Here is a 24,981-nt window from a genome sequence, read left to right as displayed (position 1 = left end):
CGTTATCACCTTACTTCAATCCAAAAGATCAAAGCCGGGTAGGAATTGATATGTAATACTTATATGTACTACACGCTTTGTATGTATCTATATTTTCTTATAACTATGTCAATGATCTCTTTGTTTTGTCGCTTCAGTTCAAAACGCTTATTGTTCTAAAGCGAGTGCAAAAGTAGTCGCTTTTATATTACACTCCAAATATTTTTGGAAGTTTTTTCTAACTTTTTTTTCAAAATTTCGCAACTTGCAATTACACACCAGTTTATGTTTAATAACATTTTTTCAAAAAAAAGCTTGTCCAATTTCTAAATAGAGCGAGCTTTAAAGATAGAAATTAATTTCGAACTAACAATAGCATTTAATAGGTAAAATTCCATTTAATGCACTTAATGCATTTGTTGCTAAAGCTTCCATCTCATCTTCACCCGGATAAACCCTTACTGGACCTAAGAAAGAGATATGATCTTTCAAATGTAAAACGACATAATCTGAATACGCCAAACCTCCAGTGAGGATAATAGCATCTATACGGCCTTTCAATACTACAGCTGCCGAACCTATCCTTTTAGCTATATTATATATCATTGCGTTCACAATCAATTCTGCATGTTTATCCCCCTCCTCTACTCGCCTCATTATTTCTAAAAGGTTATTAGAACCCAAATGAGCTACTAAGCCGCCATTACCAACAATCTTCTTCTTCATATCTTCAAGTGTATACTCTCCACTGAAGCACATATCGATCAAAGAACCAGAAGGCAATGAGCCCGATCTCTCTGGTGAAAATGGACCTTCTCCATCTAATCCATTATTTACATCTACAACTTTCCCGTCTAAATGCACTCCGGTTGATATACCGCCACCCATATGACAAACTATCAACCTGGACTCTTCGTACACCTTCCCGACTTCGCGCGCATAACGACGCGCAATTGCTTTTTGATTCAATGCATGAAAAATAGATACTCTTGGAATTTCTGGCAGTCCCGAAATACGAGCAATATCTTTCAATTCATCAACTACAACCGGATCAGCAATGAGAGCTTTGCAGCCAGGAAGCATAGAGGCTATATCGGCAGCCAATAAACAGCCCAAATTGCTTGCATGATCTTTCGAATTATTCTTAACATCATCAATCATCTGCTCATTAACCTCATACACACCACCCGGGATAGGCTTCAGCAATCCTCCACGCCCTATTACTGCATGAAATTCAAAATCAATATTATTTTTCTTCAGTTCTTCAAGAATCAATTCTTTCCGAAAAGGGTACTGATCTATGGTGTTTTTATATTTTGATAATTCCTCAGCCGAGTGGCGAATTGATGTTTTGAATATATTTTTATTCTCTTTGAATACAGCAATCTTCGTTGATGTCGATCCTGGATTAATAGCTAAGATTCTTTTCATTGTATGCTCATTTTATTTTAAGATATACATGCCATTGCAATACTATAATATTTAGACTCTCCCGAATCACTACGTGAGGATAGAATCACGGGGCAAGATGGGCCAAGCAACAATCCTGCAATATCCGCTTTTGCAAATAGTGTCATTGCTTTATAAAAGGTATTGCCTGATTCAATCTCAGGAAATATTAGAACATCTGCTTTACCCTCAATCGGTGAATTAATGCCTTTTATTTCCGAGCTTTCGCTATCACATGCAGTTTTCACATCCATAGGACCATCAATAATGACTGAACCAAAATCCCCAGCTTTTGCTTTTGCTTTTATTGTTTCGTAATCCAAAGTAAATGGGAATTTAGGACTCACCTTTTCCGTACAATGTGTCAACGCGACACGTGGAGTATCAATCTTGAATTTTCTACATATATTTACGACATATTCTATCATTGCGCTTCGTTGCTCAAGTGATGGACATGGAATAACCGCTGCATCAGTAAAAAATAGAAACTTATCGTATGTCGGTATTTTTATCAATGCCAGATGAGTCATAACCTTTCCGGAAGGAAGTATGCCATATTCTTTATTAAGAATTGCTCTTAGTAAATTATCAGTATTTATTATCCCCTTCATCAGAATATCCACTTCGCCGTTACGAGCCATTGTCACTGCAACACGAGCAGCTTCGTCAGAATCTTTTATATCCACATAACTTACAAACTCCGAAAACTGTTGTAATGCAGGATAATTTTTCACTTTATCTTGATCTCCAACCATAACCAAGGACACAAAACCATCCTTCAACGCTTCGGAAATAGCAGACTCTGTGTGATCGTCATAAGCACAAATCACTGCAACCTTTTTTCTTATACTCTGTTTCTTTAGATAATCAGTTAACTGGCTAAAATCCTTTATAGCATTATTCATAATTATATGTTTCTTATGGTTTATAGATTAAACAAATATCTATTTTTTTCCACAAAACAGCAAATATTCAAGAGTAATAATATACTCTAAAACGTTGATTAATAAACGATATCAGTAACTTTATTTCAATAAAAAAGCAGCATTAAAATCTATTTAATTAATTCTATCGTCAAGCGGGATTCAATTTGCTATAAAACACCTAGATTCACAAACTTTATATCAATGAAAAATTATTCGATCAGAAAAGTTACATCTTCAACATAAGCCACGCAATCTATGTAAACTTGTTTTAACACTACTTTGTCTTGGCTATTTACTTTTATCATTAATTTAGTGACTAAATCATCAAAGTTGAATATTTCACTATGCAAATATCTAAAACCAACCAAGTTTATTTTAGCGCAACCTACACAACACAAAAAGTTGTTAGCCAAATTTCATCGCAGTTTAAAACTGATAGTACCGAATATGATATTACACAAGGATCAGTATCTAACGAAGTTTATTTTTCGAACGAAGAACTCGTTATAATTGGTATGCCTGTATATTCAAGTCGTATTCCCAGTAAATGCACAGAAGACCTAAAGCTATTTAAAGGGAATAACACTCCTGCTATAATTGTTTGCGTATATGGGAATCGTGATTATGACGATGCTCTACTCGAACTGCATGACATTGTTATAAATAATGGGTTTAAAATTATTTCGGCTGGAGCATTTATTGGACAACACTCAATATTTCCTACTGTAGGAACAAATAGACCTGATAGTTCGGATTTTGATAAGATAAATATATTTGCCAATCGATCGAAGGCTATTTTAGAAAGAATTGACGATACATCTCAATTGGACAGTCTAAAAGTAAAAGGAAACAATCCATATAAGATCCCCAATAAGGCAACCTTTTACCCTGAGGGAGATGAGACTTGTACTCAATGCGGAACTTGTGCTCAATTATGCCCAGTTTCGGCCATACCCGAAAATGATCCATCTAAAACTGACAGTAACAAATGTATTGCTTGCGGTCGGTGTATTGTTGTGTGTCCTGAAAATTCACGGCATTTCAATAGCCCAGTGTATCCACTGATGTCTGAGAAATTTACAGCAGCTAACAATACCCGAAAGGAACCGGAATATGTATTTGCGAATATAAAATAGCTACAAATCTTTTTGTATGTAGGCTCAGTTATTATTATCAGAAACTATTATTACTTTTGCCGGAGACAAACAAACACAATATTATAATTATGATGAAAAACAAAATCGTCCTCTTCTTTACTGCAATTTCGATTATCTCTTTCGCAGTGAGTACATATGCACAAGACTCGAATGATAATAGGAAAATAATTTATAAACCTCAGAAAACGACTGAAAAGATTATTAAATCCTACAATGATACATCAACCGTATATAAATATGTACCGGTAGACAAAGATTCAAAACTACTAACTCCAACAGATGGAGTAAGTCTACACAAATATTTAATGTCTAAGATTAAACTTAGTTCTACAGATATTCCTATTGGTAACGTTCTTACTTTTTATTATAATGTTGATGAGAAAGGAAATGTCAAAAACCTAAACTTCAAAACTCGCGTAACATCATCTATAGAGGAGCAAGTCGCTGAACTAATAAATAGTCTAGAATATAGCCCTGCAGTGAAAAACAACGAAAATGTTGCTGTCGAAATCAAAGGAGGTTTGAATTTTTCATTTTTTAAACGTCCTCGAAAAGTAGAAGCAGTAGAAGGATCCGAATGGATGCCTGAATTTATGGGTGGAGAAAGTGAAATGTATAAATATATCAAAGATAATTTAAAATATCCTCGAAATAGTAGTAGTAAAGGACGAACTGTGATTCGCTTTGTTGTTACAGAGAAAGGTAAAGTTAATGATGTTACTATTTTGAAATCCAGCGGATCGAAGGTATTAGACAATACAGCAAAAAAAATAGTAGAAAGGATGCCTGATTGGGAGCCTGGCTTAAAGAACGGCAAGCCTGTATCAGTATATTTTAGCCTTCCCTTCAATTTCAATAGGCCATAAACAATATCTCGATATACAAAATAAGTCCCAAAAGTTATTCAACATTTGGGACTTTTATCATATAGTTTGAAAGCAAATCTAGCTCAATAGCTTCACTGCATCTACATACATTGCAATACCTTTAGCAACTTCTTTCGCCTCGCGCATTGCCAATACAACGGTTTGCGGAGTATGCACGACATCTCCTCCGGCAAATACCCCTTTGCGAGTAGTCATTCCATAAGGATGATTAGTAGTTTTCACATAACCATTATCATCAACATCTATACCTAAAGTAGTAGATACAATTCTATTAGCCGGTTTCGTTCCAATTGCAAGCATTACTCGATCTACACCAAGTATTTCTTCCCCTTCAGGAGTTTCAACTCTCATACCTGCCAATACTCCACCTTCTCCTATAAATTCTTTAGTAGCTGTATTCCATCTGAATTTAACACCTTCTTCTACTGCCTCATTATATTCGGTTTGAAGGGCTGACATATTCTCAATACCACGATAGTAAACTACAGTAACTTCTTTTGCTCCCATTCTAATTGCTGTACGTGCTGTATCCATAGCTACATTTCCAGCTCCGATGACTACAACTCTATCACCTTCTAACATAGGGACACGATGACGACCAACACTACCACTTGTATGCAAATAGACCATTCGAAGGAAATAAGATGACTGAATTACTTTGTGCAAATTAGCTCCCGGCACATCCATTGTCTTAGGAACAGCTGTTCCTGAACCAATAAAGACTGCATCGAAGCCTTGTTCGAACATCTCATCAACTGTGATATTTTTACCAACTAAACAATTACAAAGAAAAGTCACACCTAGGGCTTCAATCTTCTTCACCTCACGACTTACAATATCACGAGGTAATCGATATTCCGGAATACCATACAACAGAACTCCTCCCGGTTCATTTTGTCCTTCGTATACTGTTACATTAAATCCATCTTTTGCCAGATCACCGGCTACACTTAATCCGGCAGGGCCTGAGCCAATAACAGCAACTTTACCTCTTGTTTTTTGAGGTAGTTTTTCTTTGATTAGCTTCATTTCGCTATCAAAATCAGCAACAAAACGTTCAAGTTTCCCAACACGAACTGGATTTCCTTTTTTATTTAGAATACAATGTCCTTCACACTGTTTCTCGTGCGGACAAACTCGCCCACAGATAGCAGGCAAATTACTCTTCTCGTTAATAATACTAATTGCACCACCTAGATTCCCCATTGAAATCTGGTTGATAAATCCCGGTATATCATGACTGATCGGACATCCTTCAATACAAGTAGGCTTCTTACAATTTAGACATCTTTTGGCTTCTGTTATAGCCTCAAGCATCGTATAGCCTTTTTCCAGTTCTCTAAAGTTTTTGTTTACGTTTAATGTTTTATCTTCTTCCATTTTGAATAATCAAGTATTACTAAGCTGCAAATATAATCATTTTTGCAATCTCTAGTTTACAAAACAGAGACATAAATAATATATCAAATAAAAAGCATTTCCTAAATTCAATAATCTTTATTGTTAAAACTGTATTACATTGAACAATCATAGCTTTTCTTGGCATTGATTATACAATTTGATCAAAGAGTATTAATACGCTCAGAGCTATCATTTTTTTCTATATCCTTGATAAGAGTATTTGAACTAGTCAAAAACTAAAAAAGACAAGTACAAGATGTTTTTAACAGACAAAAGGAGTATCTTTGCGTGGTCACAAAACATGCTACAATACATGAATAAACCTCTTGTCTCTGTTTTAATGCCTTGCTATAATGCTGAAAAGCATGTAGAACAAGCTTTACGATCTATTATGAACCAGACTTATGACAATCTGGAGATAATAACGATCAATGATTGTTCGACAGATAAGACAAGAGAAATACTTATTAGTTTATCTAACATTGACAAACGAATAAAAGTAATTGATAACGAAACTAATCTTCGTCTTATACCAACTTTAAACAAAGGAATTTCCTTATGCAATGGTGAGTACATTGCACGAATGGACGCTGATGATATTTCTCTTCCTGAACGAATCGAAAAAGAAATACTTTTTCTAGAAGAGAATAAAGATATAGACATAGTAAGTACACTATTTTATGCCTTTCCGTCAAGAAATCCCAATAAAAGGAGTTTACATCATAGTCCGTCCAAACCCGAGGAACTTCAGGCCTATATGCTATTCAAAAGTGGAATATGCCATCCTGCTTCAATGATAAGAAAAAGAGTCTTTACTGAGCTAGGATTAAAATTTGAGAATCAATATCTCCATGTAGAAGACTATGCACTCTGGTCAAAAGCAATTTATAAAACTAAAATAGCAAATATAGCTGAACCACTTTTACTCTATCGTGTACATGAAAACCAAGTATCTTCGTTGAATGAACAACTTCAAGCCGATAATAAAAAGTTAGTGTTTAAAATTCATTGCGATAATTTAGAGTTACCCCAAGATGATGAATATCTCGACGTATATGCATCGGTAGCAGAATGCGTACCTAAAATTCCATCTGCTGAATATCTAGGTAAATGTGAAAAATTTATGGTTAATCTTATAGACAAGAATAGGAAGAAACCTTTTTGTGACAGCACTTTTCTGCAGCATATGATGTCTATCCATTGGTTGCGATTATGCGCAAACTCACAACTTGGATTTAAAGTGGTAAAACAACTAAAAAAATCGACTTTATATTCAAGAACAAATTATAGTAGACAGGATATGCTGATTTTCTACTTCAAATGTTTATTTAAAATTAAGTACAAACAATCATCTATATACAAATATATAGACATGTTTTCATAAATGGAATCAAGTTCTTTTATTACATACGCAAAACATTTTGGATTGCTTTTAGCATTCTACTACTATATATATCCCCAGGCTATAGCTGTGGGAAGCAGTTCGATGTTAATCCCAATGGCAGCACTAGGCTTAGGAATATATCTTCTACATGGTTATCCTTTCCGTGAAGTATTTAAGGTTCTTGCAGCCTTCACTATTCTCATTTTCTGGTTTTATACAGCACCATTTATCAATAAATTCTGGCGTGAAGACTTCCATATAATGTATACAAGAACTCAAATGGGTTTTTTCTTTGCATCATATCTGGTCACTTTCTTATTTTTTAGTTTACATAAAAAACCTACTTTCAATAAATTTGTATTGTATATTGTTGGAGCAGTAACATTACAATCTGTTGTGACATTTTTAATGTATAAGTTCCCTGATGTAAATGAATTCTTTTTATCTATTCAAGTTGGTAACGCTTTAGAAGATGCTGATCGCAGCCGTTTTCAGACCGAACGCTTGGTGGGAAATGGTACAGGCCTATTTGGAGCTGGTGTAACTTCTGGGGCTGCACTCATAATGTATGCATATGTGCTTATATCTAAAAGACATACAACTTTTCAGTTAATCTTACTAACCATCGGTTTTGCAATTACCTTCTTTATTGGATTATTTATGGCTCGTACTACTGTCATCGGACTTGCCGGAGCAGCAGTATATCTGATTGTCTTTTTCATCACTAACAAAGATTCATCGAATAAAAGACAGTTTCTCAAATTCATAGGGCTTTGTTTCATATTTTTCAGTCTCGGTACTAGTTTCGCATATGTATACATGCCTCAGTTTACCGATTGGGGGTTTGAGTTATTTATTAATTTTCAAAGAACTGGAGAATTAACCACAAGTTCATCCGAAGATCTTTTAGGTATGTTTATTATTCCTGACGATGCTATGACATTCTGGGTTGGTAATGGATCACTATTCTTTATGGGGCATGATGTAGGCTATACTAGATTATGGTTCTATTCCGGTATTATTGGAACAGTATTATTCTTTGCATATCAGGCATATGTTGTTGCATTAAGTATGACTAAAGATCATGCCGCAAATCTTATGATAGTATTTATTTTCGGGCACTGCCTTATATCAAATATCAAAGGTATAGTTGACGAAAATTATTATTTATACTTGTTCTTTTTCTTTTTTGTTTATTACAAGTATTACGTATATTATCCGAGAACTTATAGTATTGCATTATCGCATAGTCTAAAAAAATAATCCCTATATGAAAGAATGCATTATACTTGCAGGAGGACTTGGAACACGCCTGCAGACTGTAGTAAATGATGTTCCTAAGTGTATGGCTATCGTTGCAGGGAAGCCATTCCTTAAGTATATTTTGGATTATTTAGAACTGGAAAAAATCGAACATCTGGTTTTATCGCTTGGCTACAAACATAAAGTTATCCTTGATTGGCTAACTACACAAAAATATCCTTTTTCCATATCTTATGTCATAGAAGAGGAGCCTCTTGGCACAGGCGGAGCCATTATATTAGCTTTTGAGAAGATTCAGTCTGAACGAGCGTTAGTGATTAATGGAGATACATTTTTCGATATAAAATTAGATGATCTATATCATTTTCATGGTGTACATGGTGCAGATATAAGTGTTGCGCTAAAAGAGATGAAAGATTTTGACCGATATGGTACAGTTAAAATAAATTCAGAAAATAAGATCGAGATATTCGAAGAAAAAAAATACCAAGATAAAGGTTTGATTAATGCTGGGATATATTGTATCGAGAAAAAACTATTTACGAACCTTAATTTACCTCAAAAATTTTCTTTTGAAAAAGAAATACTAGAAAGTAAATTAAGGGTATTAAAGATATACGGCTTTGAAACTAGTGGCTATTTTATTGATATCGGCATTCCTTCTGACTATGAGAAAGCAAATATTGATTTCAAAAATAAGTAAATGACAAAGTTTGATCCCACAAAATATAAATTTCTTCTTCTTGACAGAGATGGCGTAATCAACATAGAACGTCCTGCGGACTATGTTAAGGACGAGAGTGAATTTATTTTTACCGAGAATGCTGTCAAAGCCATCAATATTCTCACCAATGAATTTGACAAAATATTTATCGTAACGAATCAGCGGGGTATTGGAAGAGGTCGAATGACAGTAGAGACTCTAAATACGGTTCATTCTTATATGTTAGGAGAAATAAATAAAGCATCTGGAAAAATAGATGGGATATACTTTTGTACTGATATTTCGGATCATTCAATTAACCGCAAACCGAATATAGGAATGGCTTTCCAGATCCAGATGGATAATCCTGAATTTAAATTTGAGGAGACAATCATGATCGGAAATAGCAAATCGGATATTATTTTCGGAAATAAGCTAGGTATGTACACTGTGTTGGTTGGAGACAAATATCCAAAGAACGACTCCATATATAAAATAGCCAACACCTACTTTGAAAGCCTATATAAATTTGCCGAATTCTATAAAACTGAAAAAGAAAAATGAAAATTGCTGTACTTATACGTGTATACGACAGAATTGAAGATCTGGGATATAATTTGCAGATAATTCGTGATACATGGAAAAACAACGAATATTATATTATCGTTGTTAGCAATGGTAAAAATAAAGGTTATACTATTTCAGACGACATTGCATCTAAGATTGACAAACTTGTTATTCTTCAAGAGAATGCAGGTCACAAAAAAGGGAATTCTCAACTACTAATGGAAGGAGCCAAATTCATCCCCGACAATTGTGAATATACCCTTATTCTTGAAGCTGATACTTGGATGTACGGAGATCATATACAATCGAAATATACGAATTTATTATCTCAATCATCAGATAAAGTATGGGCCAGTGCCGATTGGTATGACAAATATTATGCTTTGGCAACTGATTTTTCGATTATCAAAACTCAATATATAAAAGAGAATCCTGATATATTTAATTTCGAATTATACCCTGAGTGTCATATATCAAACTTCCTTCGTGACACAGGAAAAGGCTACATCTGGATCACAGAGAATATGCCAGTACATGTACCTAGTTATGTAAAAAAATATCCTTATATCCCAAACATTAAAGAATGTAGATTCTATGTATTTCCCAAATCAAAGATGATTACGCATCACATAGAATATCTAAAAAAAGGAATGTATCGCAAAAAACAATATTTTAATATTATTTCCGATACTGATTACTTCACAGATGTGGAGCGTATCCAAAATAAATCTTGGGAAAGGTTCAAAATGAAACTCTGGATTTCGCTAAGTAAATGCTTCATAAAACGAAGCTGGTATAGCGCAAAAACATACAAGCAGATAGACGAATAAAATTCAAATAATAAAGGCTTATAGTAAAATCTATAAGCCTTTATTATTTACACTTCATCTGTATAAAACAAAAAATGTGACTTATTAGGTCACATTCTGATCAGAGCGAAAGACGGGATTCGAACCCGCGACCCCAACCTTGGCAAGGTTGTGCTCTACCAACTGAGCTACTTTCGCGTTTGCGATTGCAAATATAGAACCATTTTTCGAATTTGCAAAATTTCATTTTCACTTTTTAGAAATAAAATTTCACATCCTATAAAGAAGCAATCACAACTATTAGAATATGAATATTTTACTTAATTTCCCAAATATCTTTAGTCATCAAGTATTCATTCAACGAACGTATAGGATTCTTCTTCTTAACCTCATTTATCTGATTTTCGACCTCACGATCGTAGACCAAAGCCTCAACATCACGAATCACACCCAATGCTAGAGGTAGTCCATCTTCCGGAAGCATCAGTCCCAACTTCATATGCAACGTACTATCTTTACATTTCGCATCGTGAACTAGAATATCATCCAAAGTATAGCCGTCTTCTCCTACAGTTACAACTTTTAAATTCCAACCATCTAAAACAAGGCCTTTTTCTTTATTTTTACCAAACAGCATTTTTTCGCCATGACGCAAAGATATTGTATTAGTTGCTCTGGCTTCTTTATCACGAACAGCTTTATGCACCTCATCATTAAATATCACACAATTCTGAAGTACTTCTACGACCGAAGTTCCTTTATGTTTAGCAGCTTCAACCATCATTTCTGTCGTATTAGCCAAATCTACATCAATGCAACGGGCAAAAAACGTTCCACGTGCTCCTAATGTTAATTCGATCGAACGAAAAGGATCCTCGATAGTTCCGAAAGGAGAAGTTTTTGTTTTGAATCCTCGATCAGTAGTCGGCGAGTATTGACCTTTCGTTAACCCATATATCTTATTGTTAAACAGCAAAATATTAATATCAATATTACGTCTCAATGCATGAATAAAATGATTACCTCCGATAGCTAAACAGTCGCCATCTCCAGTAGCTAGCCAAACTGTCAGTTCGGGCTTAGCAACTTTCACTCCTGTTGCGATTGTAGCTCCACGTCCATGTATCGTATGAAATCCGTACGTACCCATATAATAAGGCAAACGGGATGAACATCCTATACCTGAAATTACGGCCGTCATATGTGGGGGAATATTCAATTCACCCATTGCTTTGTGTAAACAATTCAATACTGCATGATCTCCACAACCCGGACACCAACGTACATACTGATTGCTTTTATAATCTTTGGCATCATAAAGAGCCATTTTAATTGCTTCCATAATTATGCCTCCATTTCTTTAATGAATGTTTCAACTAAATCTGATACTGAGAATGGCTGACCTTCAACTTTATTGTATCGAATGATATTTAATCCTTTGATTTTAGACTCCAGATAATCTGCAAACTGGCCATTATTTTGCTCTGCCACTATCACTTTCTTATATTTAGACAATAATTCAGCCGTATTTATAGGAAGTGGACTAATAAAACGAAAATGAGCTAAAGCCAATTTCTGTCCTTGCTTGTTTATTTGCTCTACAGCTTCTCGTAAATAACCATACGTACCGCCCCATCCTACTATAATTGTATCAGCATCTTGATTTCCAAAAACCTCTTGCCCCGGAATATATTTAGCAATTCTATCAACTTTCTCTTGACGAAGATTAACCATCTTCTGATGATTTTCAGCATCTGTAGAGATTGCTCCCGTAATAAAATCTTTTTCGAGGCCTCCAGTACGATACATACGACCTTCGGTACCAGCAGCAGCAATATATCTTGCCAATGTTTCCTCATTACGAGCCATACTAGTCCAATCATCTCCTCTAAATTGAGATGCATCATTTGGTATAATAGGCGGATATTTTGACGTGTCAGGTATTCTCCATGCCGAAGATCCATTTGCAATATAACCATCCGACAAAAGAATAACTGGAGTAACATGCTCTAGGGCAATCTTAGAAGCCCAGTATGCTGCATCGAAACAATCAGTAGGACTAATAGCCGACATCACTACAGCCGGACTCTCTCCATTTCTGCCATATAATGCCTGACGCAAGTCTGTTTGCTCTGTTTTGGTAGGCAGACCAGTCGATGGACCTCCTCGTTGGACATCAATTACAACTAAAGGCAATTCAGCCATTACAGCCAGCCCAATAGCTTCACTCTTAAGTGCCAGCCCCGGTCCTGAAGTAGATGTAGCAGCTAATGAACCTGCAAAGCTTGCTCCAATAGCTGTTCCTATACCCGAAATTTCATCCTCAGCTTGAATAGTCTTGACACCTAGATTTTTGAATTTCGATAATTCTTGAAGAATATCGGTAGCAGGAGTAATTGGATATGATCCTAGAAATAATGGTCTTCCTGAGTTTTCGGAAGCAGCTATCAAACCATAAGCTAAAGCTGAATTACCATTTATATCCAAATAATATCCTTTTTCTATATCAACTGTTTCAATACGATACGTAGTTGCAGTCAAATGCTGATTTTCGCCATAGTTATATCCATCAGCTAAAACTTTCAGATTGGCATGAGCCACTACTTCATTTTTCGAGAATTTTTCGGATAACATATGGTTTGCGACCTCTAAAGGACGATTAAATAACCAGCAAACTAGTCCTAATGCAAACATATTTTTACATCGTACTTTTGCTTTATTATCCAAATCAAATTCAGCTAAGCTTTCTTTAGTTAAAGTAGTAATTGGAATTGCCAAAATCTGTTGAGTAACCAACCCTAATTCGTTGAAAGGATTATCAGTCTTAAATTCGGCTTTTTCTAAGTCCTTAGGACCAAATGAATCCGAATCTACCAATATTATAGCATCCTTCTTAATGAATTTCGCGTTAACTTTTAAAGCTGCAGGGTTCATCGCAACTAGTGCATCTGTTTTATCCCCAGAGTTGAACACCTTTGTTCCTATATGTACCTGAAAGCCCGAAACCCCAAACAAAACTCCTTGAGGAGCGCGTATCTCAGCTGGATAATCTGGGAATGTCGCAATCTGATTTCCAAAAACAGCTGACAAATTCGAAAAAATTGTCCCAGTCAATTGCATTCCGTCACCCGAGTCACCCGAGAAACGGACCACAATGTTGCTGACATCTGTAACATCAACTTTTTTATTCATATGCAATTAGATCTATAAAGGTTTGTATAGTTGTCTATTGATTGATTCTTATAAATACGAGCGACATAGATGATATTAATTATGACAAGCTAATATCTATTAGATCAATTTGCAATATAATAAATTTTCTAAAAATAGACAGTTAAAAGTTAGCTAAATAAAATACGAATCATATAATAGCTTTTTTTGTACCTTTGCACGCTGAAGTTACGAAAAGAGTGTAATTTATTGGAAATGAGCATTGGGTAATCGCTCATAATAGTAATAGGTTACGAATTAGTTAGTTATCTACTGCATTATTCTTCTGTGCGTTGCGTAACCTTCAAAGAACTCTTCGTATGCAAAAGTAACAATAAAACGGGAGATTTAGAAATGAATCTCCTGATTTTTTCTTCTCACACAAGTTTTTCCGTAAAAGCGATTTTATCCGTCAGCACACCATCGCCCAAAAAGATTTTGAACGAACGTGTGCCGACTGCCGCATAAGCGGAGAAAAGGGCTTTGCCTCACGCCTAAACAATAGTTTAGACTGATGAGACAAGGCCCCTTTCTTTTGTGCTTATGCCAAAGAGGTGCTTTTACGGGGTTTTGACGATTTTTCTTTTTTCGTTGTCCTTTTGAGCCGGAAGCGGAAAGCCGTGTATGACCGCACATTCCATAAATGGAACAAGCCGTCACTCACGGCAGACAAACCGGGAAGAATGATTTTATCCATCCGACCAAACACGTTTGGCCAAACAGATAAAAACATACTTCCTTGCCGATGGTTTGCTCGGTTTCACGCTACCGGCTATGTTCTTTTCTGTTGGGGATGTCTTTTTCACGGATTTCTCTTTTGAAGTTTTCCTGTCTAATCTGCCTCCACTTCCGTTTACCTCCATTTTCGCGCCTTTCAGTGAGCCGCATCAGGCAGTCATTTTCGTGCTGGGTGCAAAGGTAACTCCGGGATTGTACGGGAAAGCAAGGTCAAGCCTCCTGTTTTCTGGAAAAATCTCCAGCCTTTCGGGTAGTATTTTTCCGAAAAACCTTGCATTCCCTAATCCCTACCTTTTTAAGCACCCGAAACGAAAACGACCGATGCGACAGAAAGACGCATTAAAAAAAATGTCGGATAAACGAGAAGCAGATAAGATAGTTTGAAACTCAACTCCCTCAGCTCTTGAATCCGCATTAAAAAACAAAAAATCAAAAACAAAACGGATATGAGAACGGCAATAGCAACAAAATTCGTGGCATGGGAAGTACCAAGTTTGGAGAACCTGCAAGGCAGCAAGGTGTACGGACTTCGCACCAAACTGAACAATGGTGAGAAATTGAGCCGAGAGGAAAAGGATTGGCTTACACGCAACGTGAACAGCAACACCTATTTCAAGAGCGCAGTACCCTTGCAAGGTTGGATGTTTGACTTTTCCGACATTCTCCGAACCTACATTGTAAAGCAGTATGGACATTGGGCGGAATACAAGGCTACCGACAAGACCGCACTCCGCAGTTTCCTATACGGCAGGATAGACAGCATCGTGGAACTTAACAAATGATACGGCTATGACAGCAACGGTAAATTTCAGACAAATGGCGCAATACATAGGGCTTGCGATATGCACCCTAATCATGCGCACCGCCTTTTGGGTGTCCGGCATCCTTTGGTACATCGTCAGAGAGATAATAAACGGAGTGTTCCGAGTGGCAATAGGGGTAATCGTGGCTATTCTTTCCGTTATCCTGTTCTTCGGCTTCATTCTTTGGTTATTCACCCTTTAATCCCTACCGACATGGCAAAGAGAAGAAGCAAGACAGTGGAGCAACAATGCAGATACTACGAGGTGGGCAACATCTTCGAGTACATGGTGGAAACATACCTCAACGGCAATATGTCCGTGTTCCGTGGACTCTACCACGAACTGAACAAGGACGCACGGAAGGACTTTATAGACTTCCTATTGAGCGAGGTTGAGCCGATTTATTGGAGGGAGATTTTGAAACATACTATTTGACAACTCATAAAAACGACAGCGATATGAAAGGAACAGACCATTTCAAGAGAACGATACAGATGTATTTGGAACAACGTGCGGAGGAAGACACGCTCTTTGCGAAGAACTACCGCAATCCAGCCAAGAACATTGACGATTGCGTAACCTACATTCTGAACTATGTGCAGAAAAGCGGTTGTAACGGCTTCACGGACGGAGAGATATACGGACAAGCAGTACACTATTATCCCAATTAGATTATTATCCAAAGTCGCATACAAATAGTGTTGATTATCAATTGGTACAACACCCAACTTTGTAAAACGACTTTGGATAATATTTTTATCTACCAAGACTTCTCAACCATTTTTTGAGTTCTTGGTCGCTTTCCCATACCCCATCCGTGGATGCTTTGGGGATTAAATCCTGATATGCGTTTTCCAGAGCTTCACGCTTTTGCTTAGAATCTGCCCGTGCATATATTTCAGTAGTTTTCATGGAAACATGCCCAAGAATGTCTCTGACATAGATTATGTTCACGCCGGATTGGAGAAGATGCATAGCCTTTGAGTGACGGAATGAGTGTGGCGACAACTTTCCGGGTATCAGGTCAGGACGCAACACTCTCGCAGGAGATGCGTAAAGTGAGATGATATATGCCAGACCAGTTGTTGTCAATTTTCGACCGTTTTTGTTCATGAAGAGCGGTCGGTTGGATGTGTCAGCAGTGTCTAAATCCCAATCTTCCATATACTTTTTGACAATGGCGCACAGTTTGTCCTGCAACGGAACGATGCGTCGTTTCCGCCCTTTGCCAAAGAGGGTCGCATGTGCCGGAATTTCAAAGAAGATGTCGCTTGGTTTAAGGTTCACCAATTCGCTTGCTCTTGCACCTGAGTCATAGAGAAAAGCGAGTATGGCGAGATGCCGCCTGCCATCCCTCGTATCTGTCGGGATTTGCGAGAGCAACAGTGCCATGCCCTCCGTAGTTAGGTACGAGAATGCATCGCGGTCGATTTTCTTTTGTTTAATCGCAAGTATTGCCTGCCACTGGCCCACGTGCATCGTATCATAGTACTGCATAAAGCAGGAGAACGACTTAATGGCGGCCAATCGTATGTTCCGTGTTGACACAAGGTTATTCTTTTCTTTTTCCAACCAAAAAAGGAAGTCCTTGATTGTCTGATGAGTCACATCTTTAAGCCTTACTTTGTGGGCTGGAACTGAACGCACCAATGACATAAAATCGTAGAAAAGATTAAACGTGTCGCTATAGCTTCTCAACGTGTGGGGACTGACACCGCGTTCTCCAACAAGATATTGTGTGAAGAACAGTGTGACATATTTACCAAAGTCTGTTTCTATTTTCATGGCGTATCAATGTTTGGGAAGATTGACTTCACGGCATCTCCGTTTTTTGTTACAATGTCAGGGAATAACTGGATGGTGAGTCTGACATAATTTTCCGTAGCATATACACTGGAGTGTCCGAGAAGCACCGACAATATCGGAAGAGCAGTATAAATGTCAAGGCCGGATTCGACCATATGCTGAAGCGAGTGTACAGCGAAGGTGTGGCGGATATCATGCAGGCGAGGTCCCTGATTGTGGCCAAGGTGAGATATTCCGCATTTCTCCAGAATTTCCTTGAACCTGTTGTATGCAGAGTTGGCGGAGATTCTTGTGCCGTCTGCCTTGACAAAGAACGGACCTGATGGAATGTCAAGGCCATCGGCCTTCAATCTGGCGCGATACCATAGGTATTGGGAGAAGATGGATTTCATGTTGTCATTCAAAGGTATCAACCGGTTCTTTCTGTTCTTGGTATTACGCAAAAGAACCATGCCTTTGACCATATCGACATCCTCGTTGTTAATCGAGATTGTCTCTCCGACTCGACAACCTGCGTAATACAGAAAACGAATCAAAGCAGGCATTGATATAAGGCAACTGTTGAACATGGGTTTTGGTAGAGTTGTAGCATCGGCAATGCTGAAAATTTTTGCAATTTCTTCTTTGGAGAAGATTCTTGGTACAAAAGAATTGGCCGGCCGTTTGGGCTTCGGCATAATGTATGAGTCGATTCCAATGTGGCACAGGTAGGTACAAAATCTAATCATTTGACAAGCCTTTGCGTATTTTGTGCGATCAGATTCATTAAATTGCATACTCTGCCATTCCTCGATAAGCTCGCGGGTAATCCGTTCCACAGGTTTTCCATGTCTGGCCATTATTTGATCCAGCTCTTTCATTATTGTCAGCTCATGGGCGATGTTGACACCTTGGCTCTGTCTTATGCGCAGGTATTCATTGATTACCCGGGCAAAAGAGCTTTTGAAGATTATCGTATTATTCATACAAGATGCCTCCTTTCTGATTGTAGAATTCATCCGGCACGGGCGGTACCGGCAACAAGCAGCATTTCATTGCCTCTATGTCCACGCGCAGGTAGTTCATTGTTGATGTCTGGCTTGTATGCCCGAGTATTCCGGAGATTGTCGGCAGCGGGACTTGTGAACTCAGAAGTTCCGAAGCGAGTGAATGACGCATGGCATGGATACCATGATGACGTCGCCCGGCGTTTATGCCGGCATCGCTGAACGCTTTTCTGAAACCTGTATTGACCGTGTCCTTGGAGACGCGCTGAAACGGAGGTTTAAGTGAGATGAACATATGCTCGTCATTGCATACCGGCCTTTCGCTGCGCAGATAATCTATTATTGCGTTGCCAACTTCCACAAGCAGAGGAAGTTCCACGACTTTTCCGGTTTTGAACTGCTCGATGCGGACGATATTCCTATCCCAGTCTATGTTTTTCAATTTTAGGCGTATGATATCGGAGATGCGAAGTGCAAGTCTTGCCGCAAGAAGAAACATGGCATATAGACGTTTCCCACCGACCTTGTTACGGTTTATAGCCTTCTCTATCAATTGTACCTCTTCCGGTGTATATACCGACGGTAGCTTTTCTCGAATTGGGAAACGATAGCCTTGAACCAGACTTCCGTAATGAGCAGGAACCAAACCCTCTTGAACAAGATATTGGCAAAAGCCACGGACGACCATCACTCTCTGTGATGGGTTTGACTGTGATGATGAGAGGAACTCAAGAAGCAGGGGTTCCGACATCTTGGAAAGGCTTGTAACCTCTTTTATACTCAGGAAAGATATGAGGCGACCCAGCATACGGTTATAAACTTGAACAGTTATGCTACTAACCAACTGTGATTTCTTTTTAGCCAAAAACGACTTGGCAATTTCTCCAATTTCGCCAGGCATGTCGAACGATACCCATTGCGGTTTAATTCGCCCGATTTTGCCATCCTGAAGGACTGTGTCAAGGATAGTGATAACACGTCTCCAGCGATTGGTTAGTGTGAGCTTGTCTCCCGGCAGGGAGTTTAAGAAATCAAAACCGACTTCAGAGGTATACATCGTAATTCTTTTCTGCTGCATGAAAGGTTTCAGATGCCATTCCCACAGTTCATTGTAAGTGGCCAGTGTTCTCGCACTGTAACCAGCTTCGTTCATCAATGCCTTGCATTGGTCAACGAGGTCTTGAAGTAATTTTTCTTGTGCCATATCAAATATAATTTGGTTACGACACAAGATAAAAATATTATCGGGAGCACATTATCAAAAGTGACGTTGTAAAGTATTGTTTTTTAATATTTTATACTTCAACAAAAATATCAACTTGTGATAAGTCACTAATTGGGATAATAGTGGTTATCACAAGTTTTGATAAGCACTACTATGACGAGAACGAGATTGAGGTGGGCAAGCCTATCCAATGCCAAGTGGCGGTGAACCACATTGTGGAACTCACGGCAGAGGAAAAAGCAGAAGCACGTCAGCAGGCAGTCCGCAGATACCAAGACGAGGAACTCCGCAAGTTGCAGAACCGCACCAAGCCGACAAAGGCGAAAACAGAAACCCAAGTTCAACCCTCATTATTTGATTTTGGCTTATGAAACCGAGAAACAAATTTGAAAAAGCAGTTCTTGCCCAAAGCAAGAAACTACGCCCGATAACCCCGATACAGATAAATTGGGCATTCCGTAATTGCGTGGAGCATTATGCACACCGCTTGCCGAAAGGTCGTACCACTTGTATGGATTGCGGTCATAGTTGGGTAATGACGGAGCAGACCGAGCATTGTACGTGTCCCGAATGTGGAGCAAGTTTGAAAGTCTGCCTCACCTATCAGCGCAAGGTAAGACAAAAGCAGTATTTCACAACCCTTACCACAAGCGGAGAATACCAAGTGCTACGAATGTTCTTGCTTGTCGTGGGTATGGAGAAAGGGGTTAATGCCAAGTCCTATGCCCTTGAAATCGGGCAGTATTGGTGGAATGAACAAGGGCGTAAGGCTGTTGTTGCCATTCCACGCACATTGGGATGCTACATCGACACGTTCTCATTCGCTTCTCCTTTTGCTATCCGCAATGACAATGAAGCGTACCGCCATATCTCATATTCCCCGATATATCCAAGATATAAGGTGTTGCCGACGCTCCGCAGAAACGGCTTTAACGGCAATTTCCACGACATTGTACCCACCAAACTAATACCGGCATTATTGTCGGACAGCCGTGCGGAAACGCTGTTGAAGGCAGGGCAATATCCCATGTTGCGCTACTATCTGTACCACTCTTTCAATATTGGAGAGTATTGGGCTTCAATCAAGATATGTATCCGCAACGGCTATACTATTGAGGACGGCTCAATGTGGCGTGACACCATAGACCTCCTGCGTCATTTCGGCAAGGACACAAACAGCCCGAAATACGTTTGCCCTGCCGACCTCAAAGTTGAACACGACAAGTTGGTGGCAAAGCGCAACCTGCAAAGGAAACATGAGCGGACTGAACAGCAACGCAGGAAAGCGATTGAGGACGAGAAACAATATCTGAAAGCTAAGGGCATATTCTTCGGACTTGCCTTTACCGACAGCCTTATTTGCGTCAAAGTCATAGAGAGCGTGGAAGAAATGGCAGAGGAAGGAAGGACGATGCACCATTGTGTGGGCGGTTACCACAAACGAAAAGACTCCCTTATCCTATCCGCCACCATTGACGGAAAACGAATTGAAACGATAGAGGTGTCACTAAAAACTTTTGAGGTGGTGCAGTGTCGTGGCGTATGCAACGAGAACTCCGAATACCACGACCGCATCATCGCCCTTGTGAACAAGAACGCCAACCTTATCCGCCAGCGGATGAAAGCGGCATAATATCGACATCTAACAACTAACATTATGGAAGTAAGATTTGAAAGCATGGTTTTCCTATGGGATGATAAAATCCCCACGATGTTCCTTGAATTTATGAACCTCCTCACTCTTTGTCAGAGTGAGGAGCAATTAAGGGCGAGCGTCAAGGACTTTGCCGAGAAACACGAACTTGACAAGTTCTTCCTTTACGGCTTCGGCTCTCATCATTTCTACCTGCACCAACGCTACACGAGCGACCCCGAAATGGTGATGCAACACAGAGTGCTGTCTGTACATTTCTAATCATCTAAATAACAACGACTATGGCAACAAAATGACAATTAACGGAGTAAGCACCTGCCAATCGGCAGGAACGGAGAACTACGAGAAATTCCAAACGGGTATCGACAGACGCAAACGCACCCTTGTGCAATACGACTACCGCCACACGGACGGGGAACTTTTCTCTTGTGTCAAACCCACATTAGACGAATGTCGAGCCGCACGGGACAAGTGGCTAACGGCAAAGGAAAGGAAGGAGGAGAAGCGATGAACGAAGCAGGCTACCAAACGCTGATAGTCAAATTCAGCGAACCCATTACGGCATTGGACGGCATCTTTGACGATGCCGAAGCGTGGGGAGTTGATACCCTAAAGGGGTGGATAGACAGCTATGAAAGCAGCCGTTTCACTGCCATTGACAGCCATACGGCAGTCATCACGAGCGAGTATAGCATGGAATGTCTGAAAGAGTGGCTGGAAAAATGCACACCCATAACCGAGAAAACAGAATTTTGAACATTGGGGCGGTGTCCGCACCGCCCGAACCATAAACCTAAAAGACAACGGATATGATAGCAAAGACAATTTTAGAGCAGATTGGCGGCAGACGCTTTGCCGCCATGACGGGAAGCAAAGACTTCACAGACATGGGCAACGGCTTGCGCATGAGCCTTGCGAGGAACAAGACCAGTGCCAACCGCCTTGACATCATCTATGACGGAGGGGCAGACCTATACAATATGCGTTTCTACCGCAAGACGTTCAGCAAAAAGACATTCGAGAGCAGGACGAAGGACATTGAAACGCACGAGGGGATATATTGCGATATGCTGGAGGAAATGTTCACGATGGTAACGGGACTTTACACCCGCTTTTGAGGGGTGGGCGGCAAAAGCCGCCTACTTTCTTTCATGAGCATGATGGCGGATAAGAAAGTAGGCAAAGAAACCTTTGTACCAATCTACGATAGTATTCACAAAAACAAGTTTTAATCATGGAAACAATCAGACAGAACGGAAAAACCATCTTGTACAGCAACGACGGCATAAGCATAAAGATGGTTTTCAAGAACCTTACGGGCAGGAATTTTCAAGGTCAGGAATATACAGACTATATCCGGCATATCGCAATCGGCAGCATGGGATTTTCACCCGGTATCATAGAGCATTGCAGGGACGGTGAGGTTGCAGGCAAAGGGACAATCCCGAATGTATGAAAACTGAAACTCCGATGAAGTTGGCGGCTTCATCGGAGTTTCTTTCGTCAGACACTTATTCTTTATGGTACATACAGCAGCGCAAACTCAGCCTTCCTTCGTTTGAGCAGCATGGCGTGGCGTTTCCCCTTATAGTTACAGAAAGCGATATACTCCCGGTAGATGTTCCTGTCACCCGCCTCCAGCTTTCGGATTAGCGTGCTTTTGGGTATCTTCCCACTCCCCAAAAGACGGTACGGACCGACATTGTAGGCGAGCGTGGCAAGCAGAAGCGAATCCTTCCCGAACTGCTGGAACATCGCGCAGAACTTCCGCAGGTCTTTTCGCAGAAGCGCGTCCGCCTGCCGCTTCGTCATGGTGCGTGCCGAATACCTTTCCCCCGGCTGCAACCGATGTCCATATCCTACATACGGGTGATGTTTTTCCGAATGCCAGCCCTCAAAATACTTCGTGCATCGCACCGCCCTCTCAAATGGTGGCAGCCGGTAGATAGCCGCCTGCCCGTCCGTTCCCTCATGGCGTCTGTTCCGTGCGGACACGGAACAGACCGCCAGAAGCGAACAGAGGATAGCCATGAATACACGCATCATCGTGTAAAGGGCTTGAAGTTCCCGATGGGGACAACAGTGATAACCCCGTCATCCTTCACGTTTCGGTTGTTGAAGTCAAATTCCAACTCATAGGAGTTGCCGAAATTGTCCTCCACTACCACGATGAAGTTGTGCGCCTCGTCACCTTGCGCCGTGTAGTACAGCCGGAACTTCTCGTTTTCGAGCAGGTAGCGGTCATTGGGCAGGAAAGTGATGCCGTTGTCCATTTTCAGTGTGCCCTCACCCTCGAACTGGAAATACCGGATGGTATAGAGGGTATTGGCGAAATCGCCCGTTTTCTTCAGCTCACAGCGGATTTCCACCGTCTGCCCCTTTGTGACCTTGTTCGGCACGGGCATGGTTTCCACCGTGAAGGGATAGGATTGCTGGATGTCCATATCGTCGTCGCACGATACGAATGTGAATGACACTGCGGCGAACAGGCAGAGTGCCAACGCCTTGAAGATTGATGTTCTCTTGTTCTTGTTGTTCAGTATGTTCATTATTCTTTGATTTTTAGATTGTTGTTCTTTTGTTGTTTTCTTGATACTTGTTGCAGGTACTCGTTCAAGTCCTTGCAGCCTTGATAGATGCCGGAACGGTCTGTCACCTTTCCTCCGTAGCGTGTCCGCAGGGCTTCCATTGCCCTGCGTCCGGCTTCGTCTCGGTCGAGGTAACAGTCGATGCGCTCGTACCCGTCCAGATGTTTCAAAGCCTTTTCCACGTTGGCGACGGAGTTCAGCACAAGGCAGTCACCCGTTGCCAAACCGAGCGTGACGGCGGACAGGAAGTCCATAAAGCCCTCGAACACGCTGCACACGTCCGCCGGGATGTCCCCCGCCTTGACCAGCGACACGTCCTTTGGTGGTACGCAACCCTTGAAACGGCGGCTTCGGGTTTCATAGCCGCCCGACACGTTCGGAAAGCCGACGGCAAAGTACCGCTTACCACGCACGCCGTAGTTCAGGCGGCAGCAGTGGCGGGATGCAACGGCATAAGGGATGCCTCTTTCCTTCAAATACTCCGTCAGCGGAGAGCGGAGCAGCGGGACGGCTTCCACTCCCTCAAAGGCAGGTTCGGACGGTTCCGGCAGGTACAACGGCTTTTCTGCTGCGGCAAGCGGCATACGGGCGGTTTCCGCTATGAATCTCGCCTGCGCCATGAAATCCCCGCTTCGGGTAAACTCCCCGACAAGCGTGAAGATGTCGCCGCCCTTGCCCAAGCCGAAGTCGTACCAGAGCTGTTTCGCCACGTTCACACGGAAGGAGGGCGTGCGTTCACTGCGGTATGGCGCACGATACCACAGCTCGTTTCCGCTCCTTCGGACAGGCTCATGTCCCAGCCGTGCGAGAAAGTCCGCAATGGGTATCTGCCTCATATTCTCAATGTCCGTCCGTTCCATGCGACGTGTCAGTTGATGATTATCTTGACGCCCGCCCCGAACTGCGTATGGAACTTCCGTGTGTCGCCACCCCACAGCAGGCGCTCCCGGAGGTTGGCGAGCAGGGCGATACGGTCAGCCACGTAAAACTCCACATCGAGCGTCAGCGCACCGCCGTAGATGAAGGCGTCCCGGTCATGGAGCGTGGAGCCGTCATGCAGCACTTTCTCGCCCCAATTCACCGACTCATATCCGGCGAGAGCCGAAGCCCCCGCATAGACGAACACTATTTTACGGGCGTCGGAGAGTATCTTGAAATAATAACCGCCCTCCGCCGTGAACTGCGCCACAGGTATGGCGGTATCCTTGTACGGGTTGTTCTTCAAGAGGTATTCGCCACCGAACACCCACTTGTTACCGTTCTTCGTGTAGGTGGAGAGAGCCGCCCCGAAACTGTAACCGCCATTGTTGCCACTTAAACGCATACCGTCCACAAGGTTAGCTCTCAATTCGATGCCCTGCATCTTCGGCAGGCATCGCTGGGCGTGCGCCTGCCCCGTGAACAGGGCAAGCGACACGATGATTATTGCGATGTACTTTCTCATGG

The 24,981-nt window shown here is 40.7% G+C and carries 29 protein-coding genes, 1 tRNA gene and 2 pseudogenes; 19 read left to right on the top strand and 13 right to left on the bottom strand.

From position 1 onward, the window contains the following. Window positions 1-345 precede the first annotated feature (345 nt). Both buk and C1A06_RS11830 read right to left on the bottom strand, forming a co-directional pair. Window positions 346-1,410, bottom strand: a complete 1,065-nt coding sequence (gene buk / locus C1A06_RS11835) for a butyrate kinase (protein ID WP_101690421.1) — start codon at window positions 1,408-1,410, stop codon at window positions 346-348. A gap of 17 nt (window positions 1,411-1,427) precedes the next feature. Continuing rightward, entirely contained in the window at window positions 1,428-2,333 is a 906-nt protein-coding gene (locus C1A06_RS11830) for a phosphate acyltransferase (RefSeq protein ID WP_101690420.1), read from the bottom strand. Between the two features lie 365 nt (window positions 2,334-2,698). Between C1A06_RS11830 and C1A06_RS11825 the strand changes: the two genes are divergently transcribed. Together C1A06_RS11825 and C1A06_RS11820 are read left to right on the top strand one after the other, a co-directional pair. Next, complete coding sequence (locus C1A06_RS11825; RefSeq protein WP_101690419.1) at window positions 2,699-3,490, top strand: EFR1 family ferrodoxin; 792 nt, start codon at window positions 2,699-2,701, stop codon at window positions 3,488-3,490. 89 nt (window positions 3,491-3,579) lie between these two features. Beyond that, a complete protein-coding gene (locus tag C1A06_RS11820) occupies window positions 3,580-4,377 on the top strand; it encodes an energy transducer TonB (RefSeq protein ID WP_101690418.1) in 798 nt (265 codons plus the stop codon). Window positions 4,378-4,455: 78 nt separating this feature from the next. Here C1A06_RS11820 and C1A06_RS11815 read toward each other — a convergent pair whose 3' ends face one another. Continuing rightward, entirely contained in the window at window positions 4,456-5,778 is a 1,323-nt protein-coding gene (locus tag C1A06_RS11815) for an NAD(P)-dependent oxidoreductase (protein ID WP_101690417.1), read from the bottom strand. A gap of 334 nt (window positions 5,779-6,112) precedes the next feature. Here C1A06_RS11815 and C1A06_RS11810 point away from each other — a divergent pair, with 334 nt between their 5' ends. The 5 genes from C1A06_RS11810 to C1A06_RS11790 are packed head-to-tail and all read left to right on the top strand — an operon-like array spanning window position 6,113 to window position 10,546. Beyond that, a complete protein-coding gene (locus tag C1A06_RS11810) occupies window positions 6,113-7,183 on the top strand; it encodes a glycosyltransferase family 2 protein (protein WP_101690425.1) in 1,071 nt (356 codons plus the stop codon). Then, window positions 7,184-8,446 (top strand): hypothetical protein, encoded by a 1,263-nt coding sequence (locus C1A06_RS11805; RefSeq protein WP_101690416.1) that lies wholly within the window; start codon window positions 7,184-7,186, stop codon window positions 8,444-8,446. Between the two features lie 7 nt (window positions 8,447-8,453). After that, window positions 8,454-9,149: a nucleotidyltransferase family protein gene (locus tag C1A06_RS11800; RefSeq protein WP_101690415.1), complete on the top strand. Its 696-nt coding sequence runs from the start codon at window positions 8,454-8,456 to the stop codon at window positions 9,147-9,149. After that, window positions 9,150-9,713, top strand: a complete 564-nt coding sequence (locus tag C1A06_RS11795; protein WP_101690414.1) for a D-glycero-alpha-D-manno-heptose-1,7-bisphosphate 7-phosphatase — start codon at window positions 9,150-9,152, stop codon at window positions 9,711-9,713. Further along, window positions 9,710-10,546 carry a hypothetical protein gene (locus tag C1A06_RS11790; RefSeq protein ID WP_101690413.1) on the top strand — a complete coding sequence of 279 codons (837 nt, stop codon included), beginning with the start codon at window positions 9,710-9,712 and terminating at the stop codon, window positions 10,544-10,546. Before C1A06_RS11795 ends, C1A06_RS11790 begins: the two co-directional genes overlap by 4 nt. A gap of 104 nt (window positions 10,547-10,650) precedes the next feature. Here C1A06_RS11790 and C1A06_RS11785 read toward each other — a convergent pair. The 3 genes from C1A06_RS11785 to C1A06_RS11775 form a co-directional block, all read right to left on the bottom strand. After that, window positions 10,651-10,723 (bottom strand) — tRNA-Gly (locus C1A06_RS11785). A 118-nt stretch (window positions 10,724-10,841) separates the two neighbouring features. Continuing rightward, entirely contained in the window at window positions 10,842-11,867 is a 1,026-nt protein-coding gene (locus C1A06_RS11780) for a 2-oxoacid:ferredoxin oxidoreductase subunit beta (RefSeq protein ID WP_101690412.1), read from the bottom strand. Window positions 11,868-11,869: 2 nt separating this feature from the next. Beyond that, window positions 11,870-13,717, bottom strand: a complete 1,848-nt coding sequence (locus tag C1A06_RS11775; protein WP_101690411.1) for a 2-oxoacid:acceptor oxidoreductase subunit alpha — start codon at window positions 13,715-13,717, stop codon at window positions 11,870-11,872. Between the two features lie 729 nt (window positions 13,718-14,446). On the opposite strand from C1A06_RS11775, the gene C1A06_RS15175 reads away from it, so the two are divergent. The 5 genes and pseudogenes from C1A06_RS15175 to C1A06_RS11745 form a co-directional block, all read left to right on the top strand. Beyond that, window positions 14,447-14,857, top strand: coding sequence for a hypothetical protein (locus tag C1A06_RS15175; RefSeq protein ID WP_032588465.1), 411 nt, complete (start codon window positions 14,447-14,449; stop codon window positions 14,855-14,857). Window positions 14,858-14,919: 62 nt separating this feature from the next. Then, window positions 14,920-15,255, top strand: coding sequence for a hypothetical protein (locus C1A06_RS11760; RefSeq protein WP_004310306.1), 336 nt, complete (start codon window positions 14,920-14,922; stop codon window positions 15,253-15,255). A 7-nt stretch (window positions 15,256-15,262) separates the two neighbouring features. Then, a complete protein-coding gene (locus C1A06_RS11755) occupies window positions 15,263-15,478 on the top strand; it encodes a hypothetical protein (protein ID WP_005643957.1) in 216 nt (71 codons plus the stop codon). A gap of 11 nt (window positions 15,479-15,489) precedes the next feature. Beyond that, complete coding sequence (locus C1A06_RS11750; protein ID WP_008019901.1) at window positions 15,490-15,711, top strand: hypothetical protein; 222 nt, start codon at window positions 15,490-15,492, stop codon at window positions 15,709-15,711. Window positions 15,712-15,734: 23 nt separating this feature from the next. Continuing rightward, window positions 15,735-15,938, top strand: a pseudogene (locus tag C1A06_RS11745) (PcfK-like family protein); the annotation flags it as partial. A gap of 94 nt (window positions 15,939-16,032) precedes the next feature. Here the strand turns inward: C1A06_RS11745 and C1A06_RS11740 are convergent. From C1A06_RS11740 to C1A06_RS15255, 3 genes are read right to left on the bottom strand one after another with little or no spacing between them, the layout of a single operon-like run. After that, a complete protein-coding gene (locus tag C1A06_RS11740) occupies window positions 16,033-17,061 on the bottom strand; it encodes a tyrosine-type recombinase/integrase (protein ID WP_101690410.1) in 1,029 nt (342 codons plus the stop codon). Next, window positions 17,058-18,047 (bottom strand): tyrosine-type recombinase/integrase, encoded by a 990-nt coding sequence (locus C1A06_RS11735; RefSeq protein ID WP_158639707.1) that lies wholly within the window; start codon window positions 18,045-18,047, stop codon window positions 17,058-17,060. The genes C1A06_RS11740 and C1A06_RS11735 overlap by 4 nt, the downstream gene beginning before the upstream one ends. Beyond that, window positions 18,040-19,272 carry a site-specific integrase gene (locus tag C1A06_RS15255; RefSeq protein WP_237476146.1) on the bottom strand — a complete coding sequence of 411 codons (1,233 nt, stop codon included), beginning with the start codon at window positions 19,270-19,272 and terminating at the stop codon, window positions 18,040-18,042. The genes C1A06_RS11735 and C1A06_RS15255 overlap by 8 nt, the downstream gene beginning before the upstream one ends. A 167-nt stretch (window positions 19,273-19,439) precedes the next feature. Here C1A06_RS15255 and C1A06_RS11725 point away from each other — a divergent pair. The 7 genes and pseudogenes from C1A06_RS11725 to C1A06_RS11695 form a co-directional block, all read left to right on the top strand. Continuing rightward, window positions 19,440-19,664, top strand: a pseudogene (locus C1A06_RS11725) (PcfK-like family protein); the annotation flags it as partial. Beyond that, entirely contained in the window at window positions 19,661-20,926 is a 1,266-nt protein-coding gene (locus C1A06_RS11720; RefSeq protein WP_004310303.1) for a PcfJ domain-containing protein, read from the top strand. The pseudogene C1A06_RS11725 and the gene C1A06_RS11720, both read left to right, overlap by 4 nt. A 24-nt stretch (window positions 20,927-20,950) precedes the next feature. Then, on the top strand, window positions 20,951-21,208 hold the full coding sequence (locus tag C1A06_RS11715) for a DUF8466 domain-containing protein (RefSeq protein WP_005827305.1): 258 nt from the start codon (window positions 20,951-20,953) through the stop codon (window positions 21,206-21,208). A 31-nt stretch (window positions 21,209-21,239) separates the two neighbouring features. Then, window positions 21,240-21,458 carry a DUF3873 domain-containing protein gene (locus C1A06_RS11710; RefSeq protein WP_008770680.1) on the top strand — a complete coding sequence of 73 codons (219 nt, stop codon included), beginning with the start codon at window positions 21,240-21,242 and terminating at the stop codon, window positions 21,456-21,458. Next, window positions 21,398-21,703 (top strand): DUF6956 domain-containing protein, encoded by a 306-nt coding sequence (locus C1A06_RS11705; RefSeq protein WP_004310302.1) that lies wholly within the window; start codon window positions 21,398-21,400, stop codon window positions 21,701-21,703. The genes C1A06_RS11710 and C1A06_RS11705 overlap by 61 nt, the downstream gene beginning before the upstream one ends. 53 nt (window positions 21,704-21,756) lie before the next feature. Further along, on the top strand, window positions 21,757-22,065 hold the full coding sequence (locus C1A06_RS11700; RefSeq protein WP_004310301.1) for a hypothetical protein: 309 nt from the start codon (window positions 21,757-21,759) through the stop codon (window positions 22,063-22,065). 116 nt (window positions 22,066-22,181) lie between these two features. Beyond that, window positions 22,182-22,403 (top strand): DUF7688 family protein, encoded by a 222-nt coding sequence (locus C1A06_RS11695; RefSeq protein ID WP_004310300.1) that lies wholly within the window; start codon window positions 22,182-22,184, stop codon window positions 22,401-22,403. A 62-nt stretch (window positions 22,404-22,465) separates the two neighbouring features. Here the strand turns inward: C1A06_RS11695 and C1A06_RS11690 are convergent, their stop codons facing one another. Genes C1A06_RS11690 through C1A06_RS11675 form a run of 4 tightly spaced genes read right to left on the bottom strand, consistent with a single transcriptional unit; the run spans window position 22,466 to window position 24,979 of the window. Then, window positions 22,466-22,993 (bottom strand): glycoside hydrolase family protein, encoded by a 528-nt coding sequence (locus C1A06_RS11690; RefSeq protein WP_005827312.1) that lies wholly within the window; start codon window positions 22,991-22,993, stop codon window positions 22,466-22,468. Next, window positions 22,990-23,496, bottom strand: a complete 507-nt coding sequence (locus C1A06_RS11685) for a DUF3872 domain-containing protein (RefSeq protein ID WP_032595742.1) — start codon at window positions 23,494-23,496, stop codon at window positions 22,990-22,992. The genes C1A06_RS11690 and C1A06_RS11685 overlap by 4 nt, the downstream gene beginning before the upstream one ends. Further along, window positions 23,496-24,395 (bottom strand): DUF8464 domain-containing protein, encoded by a 900-nt coding sequence (locus tag C1A06_RS11680; protein WP_004310298.1) that lies wholly within the window; start codon window positions 24,393-24,395, stop codon window positions 23,496-23,498. Before C1A06_RS11680 ends, C1A06_RS11685 begins: the two co-directional genes overlap by 1 nt. 8 nt (window positions 24,396-24,403) lie before the next feature. Continuing rightward, the gene (locus C1A06_RS11675; RefSeq protein WP_032588474.1) at window positions 24,404-24,979 is read right to left on the bottom strand and encodes a conjugal transfer protein TraO; all 576 of its coding nucleotides are present in this window, start codon (window positions 24,977-24,979) and stop codon (window positions 24,404-24,406) included. Between the last annotated feature and the right edge of the window lie 2 nt (window positions 24,980-24,981).

Origin of the sequence: Dysgonomonas massiliensis, assembly GCF_900240225.1 — a bacterium.
Taxonomy (GTDB): domain Bacteria; phylum Bacteroidota; class Bacteroidia; order Bacteroidales; family Dysgonomonadaceae; genus Dysgonomonas; species Dysgonomonas massiliensis.
This window is presented reverse-complemented; position numbering and strand designations above follow the sequence as displayed.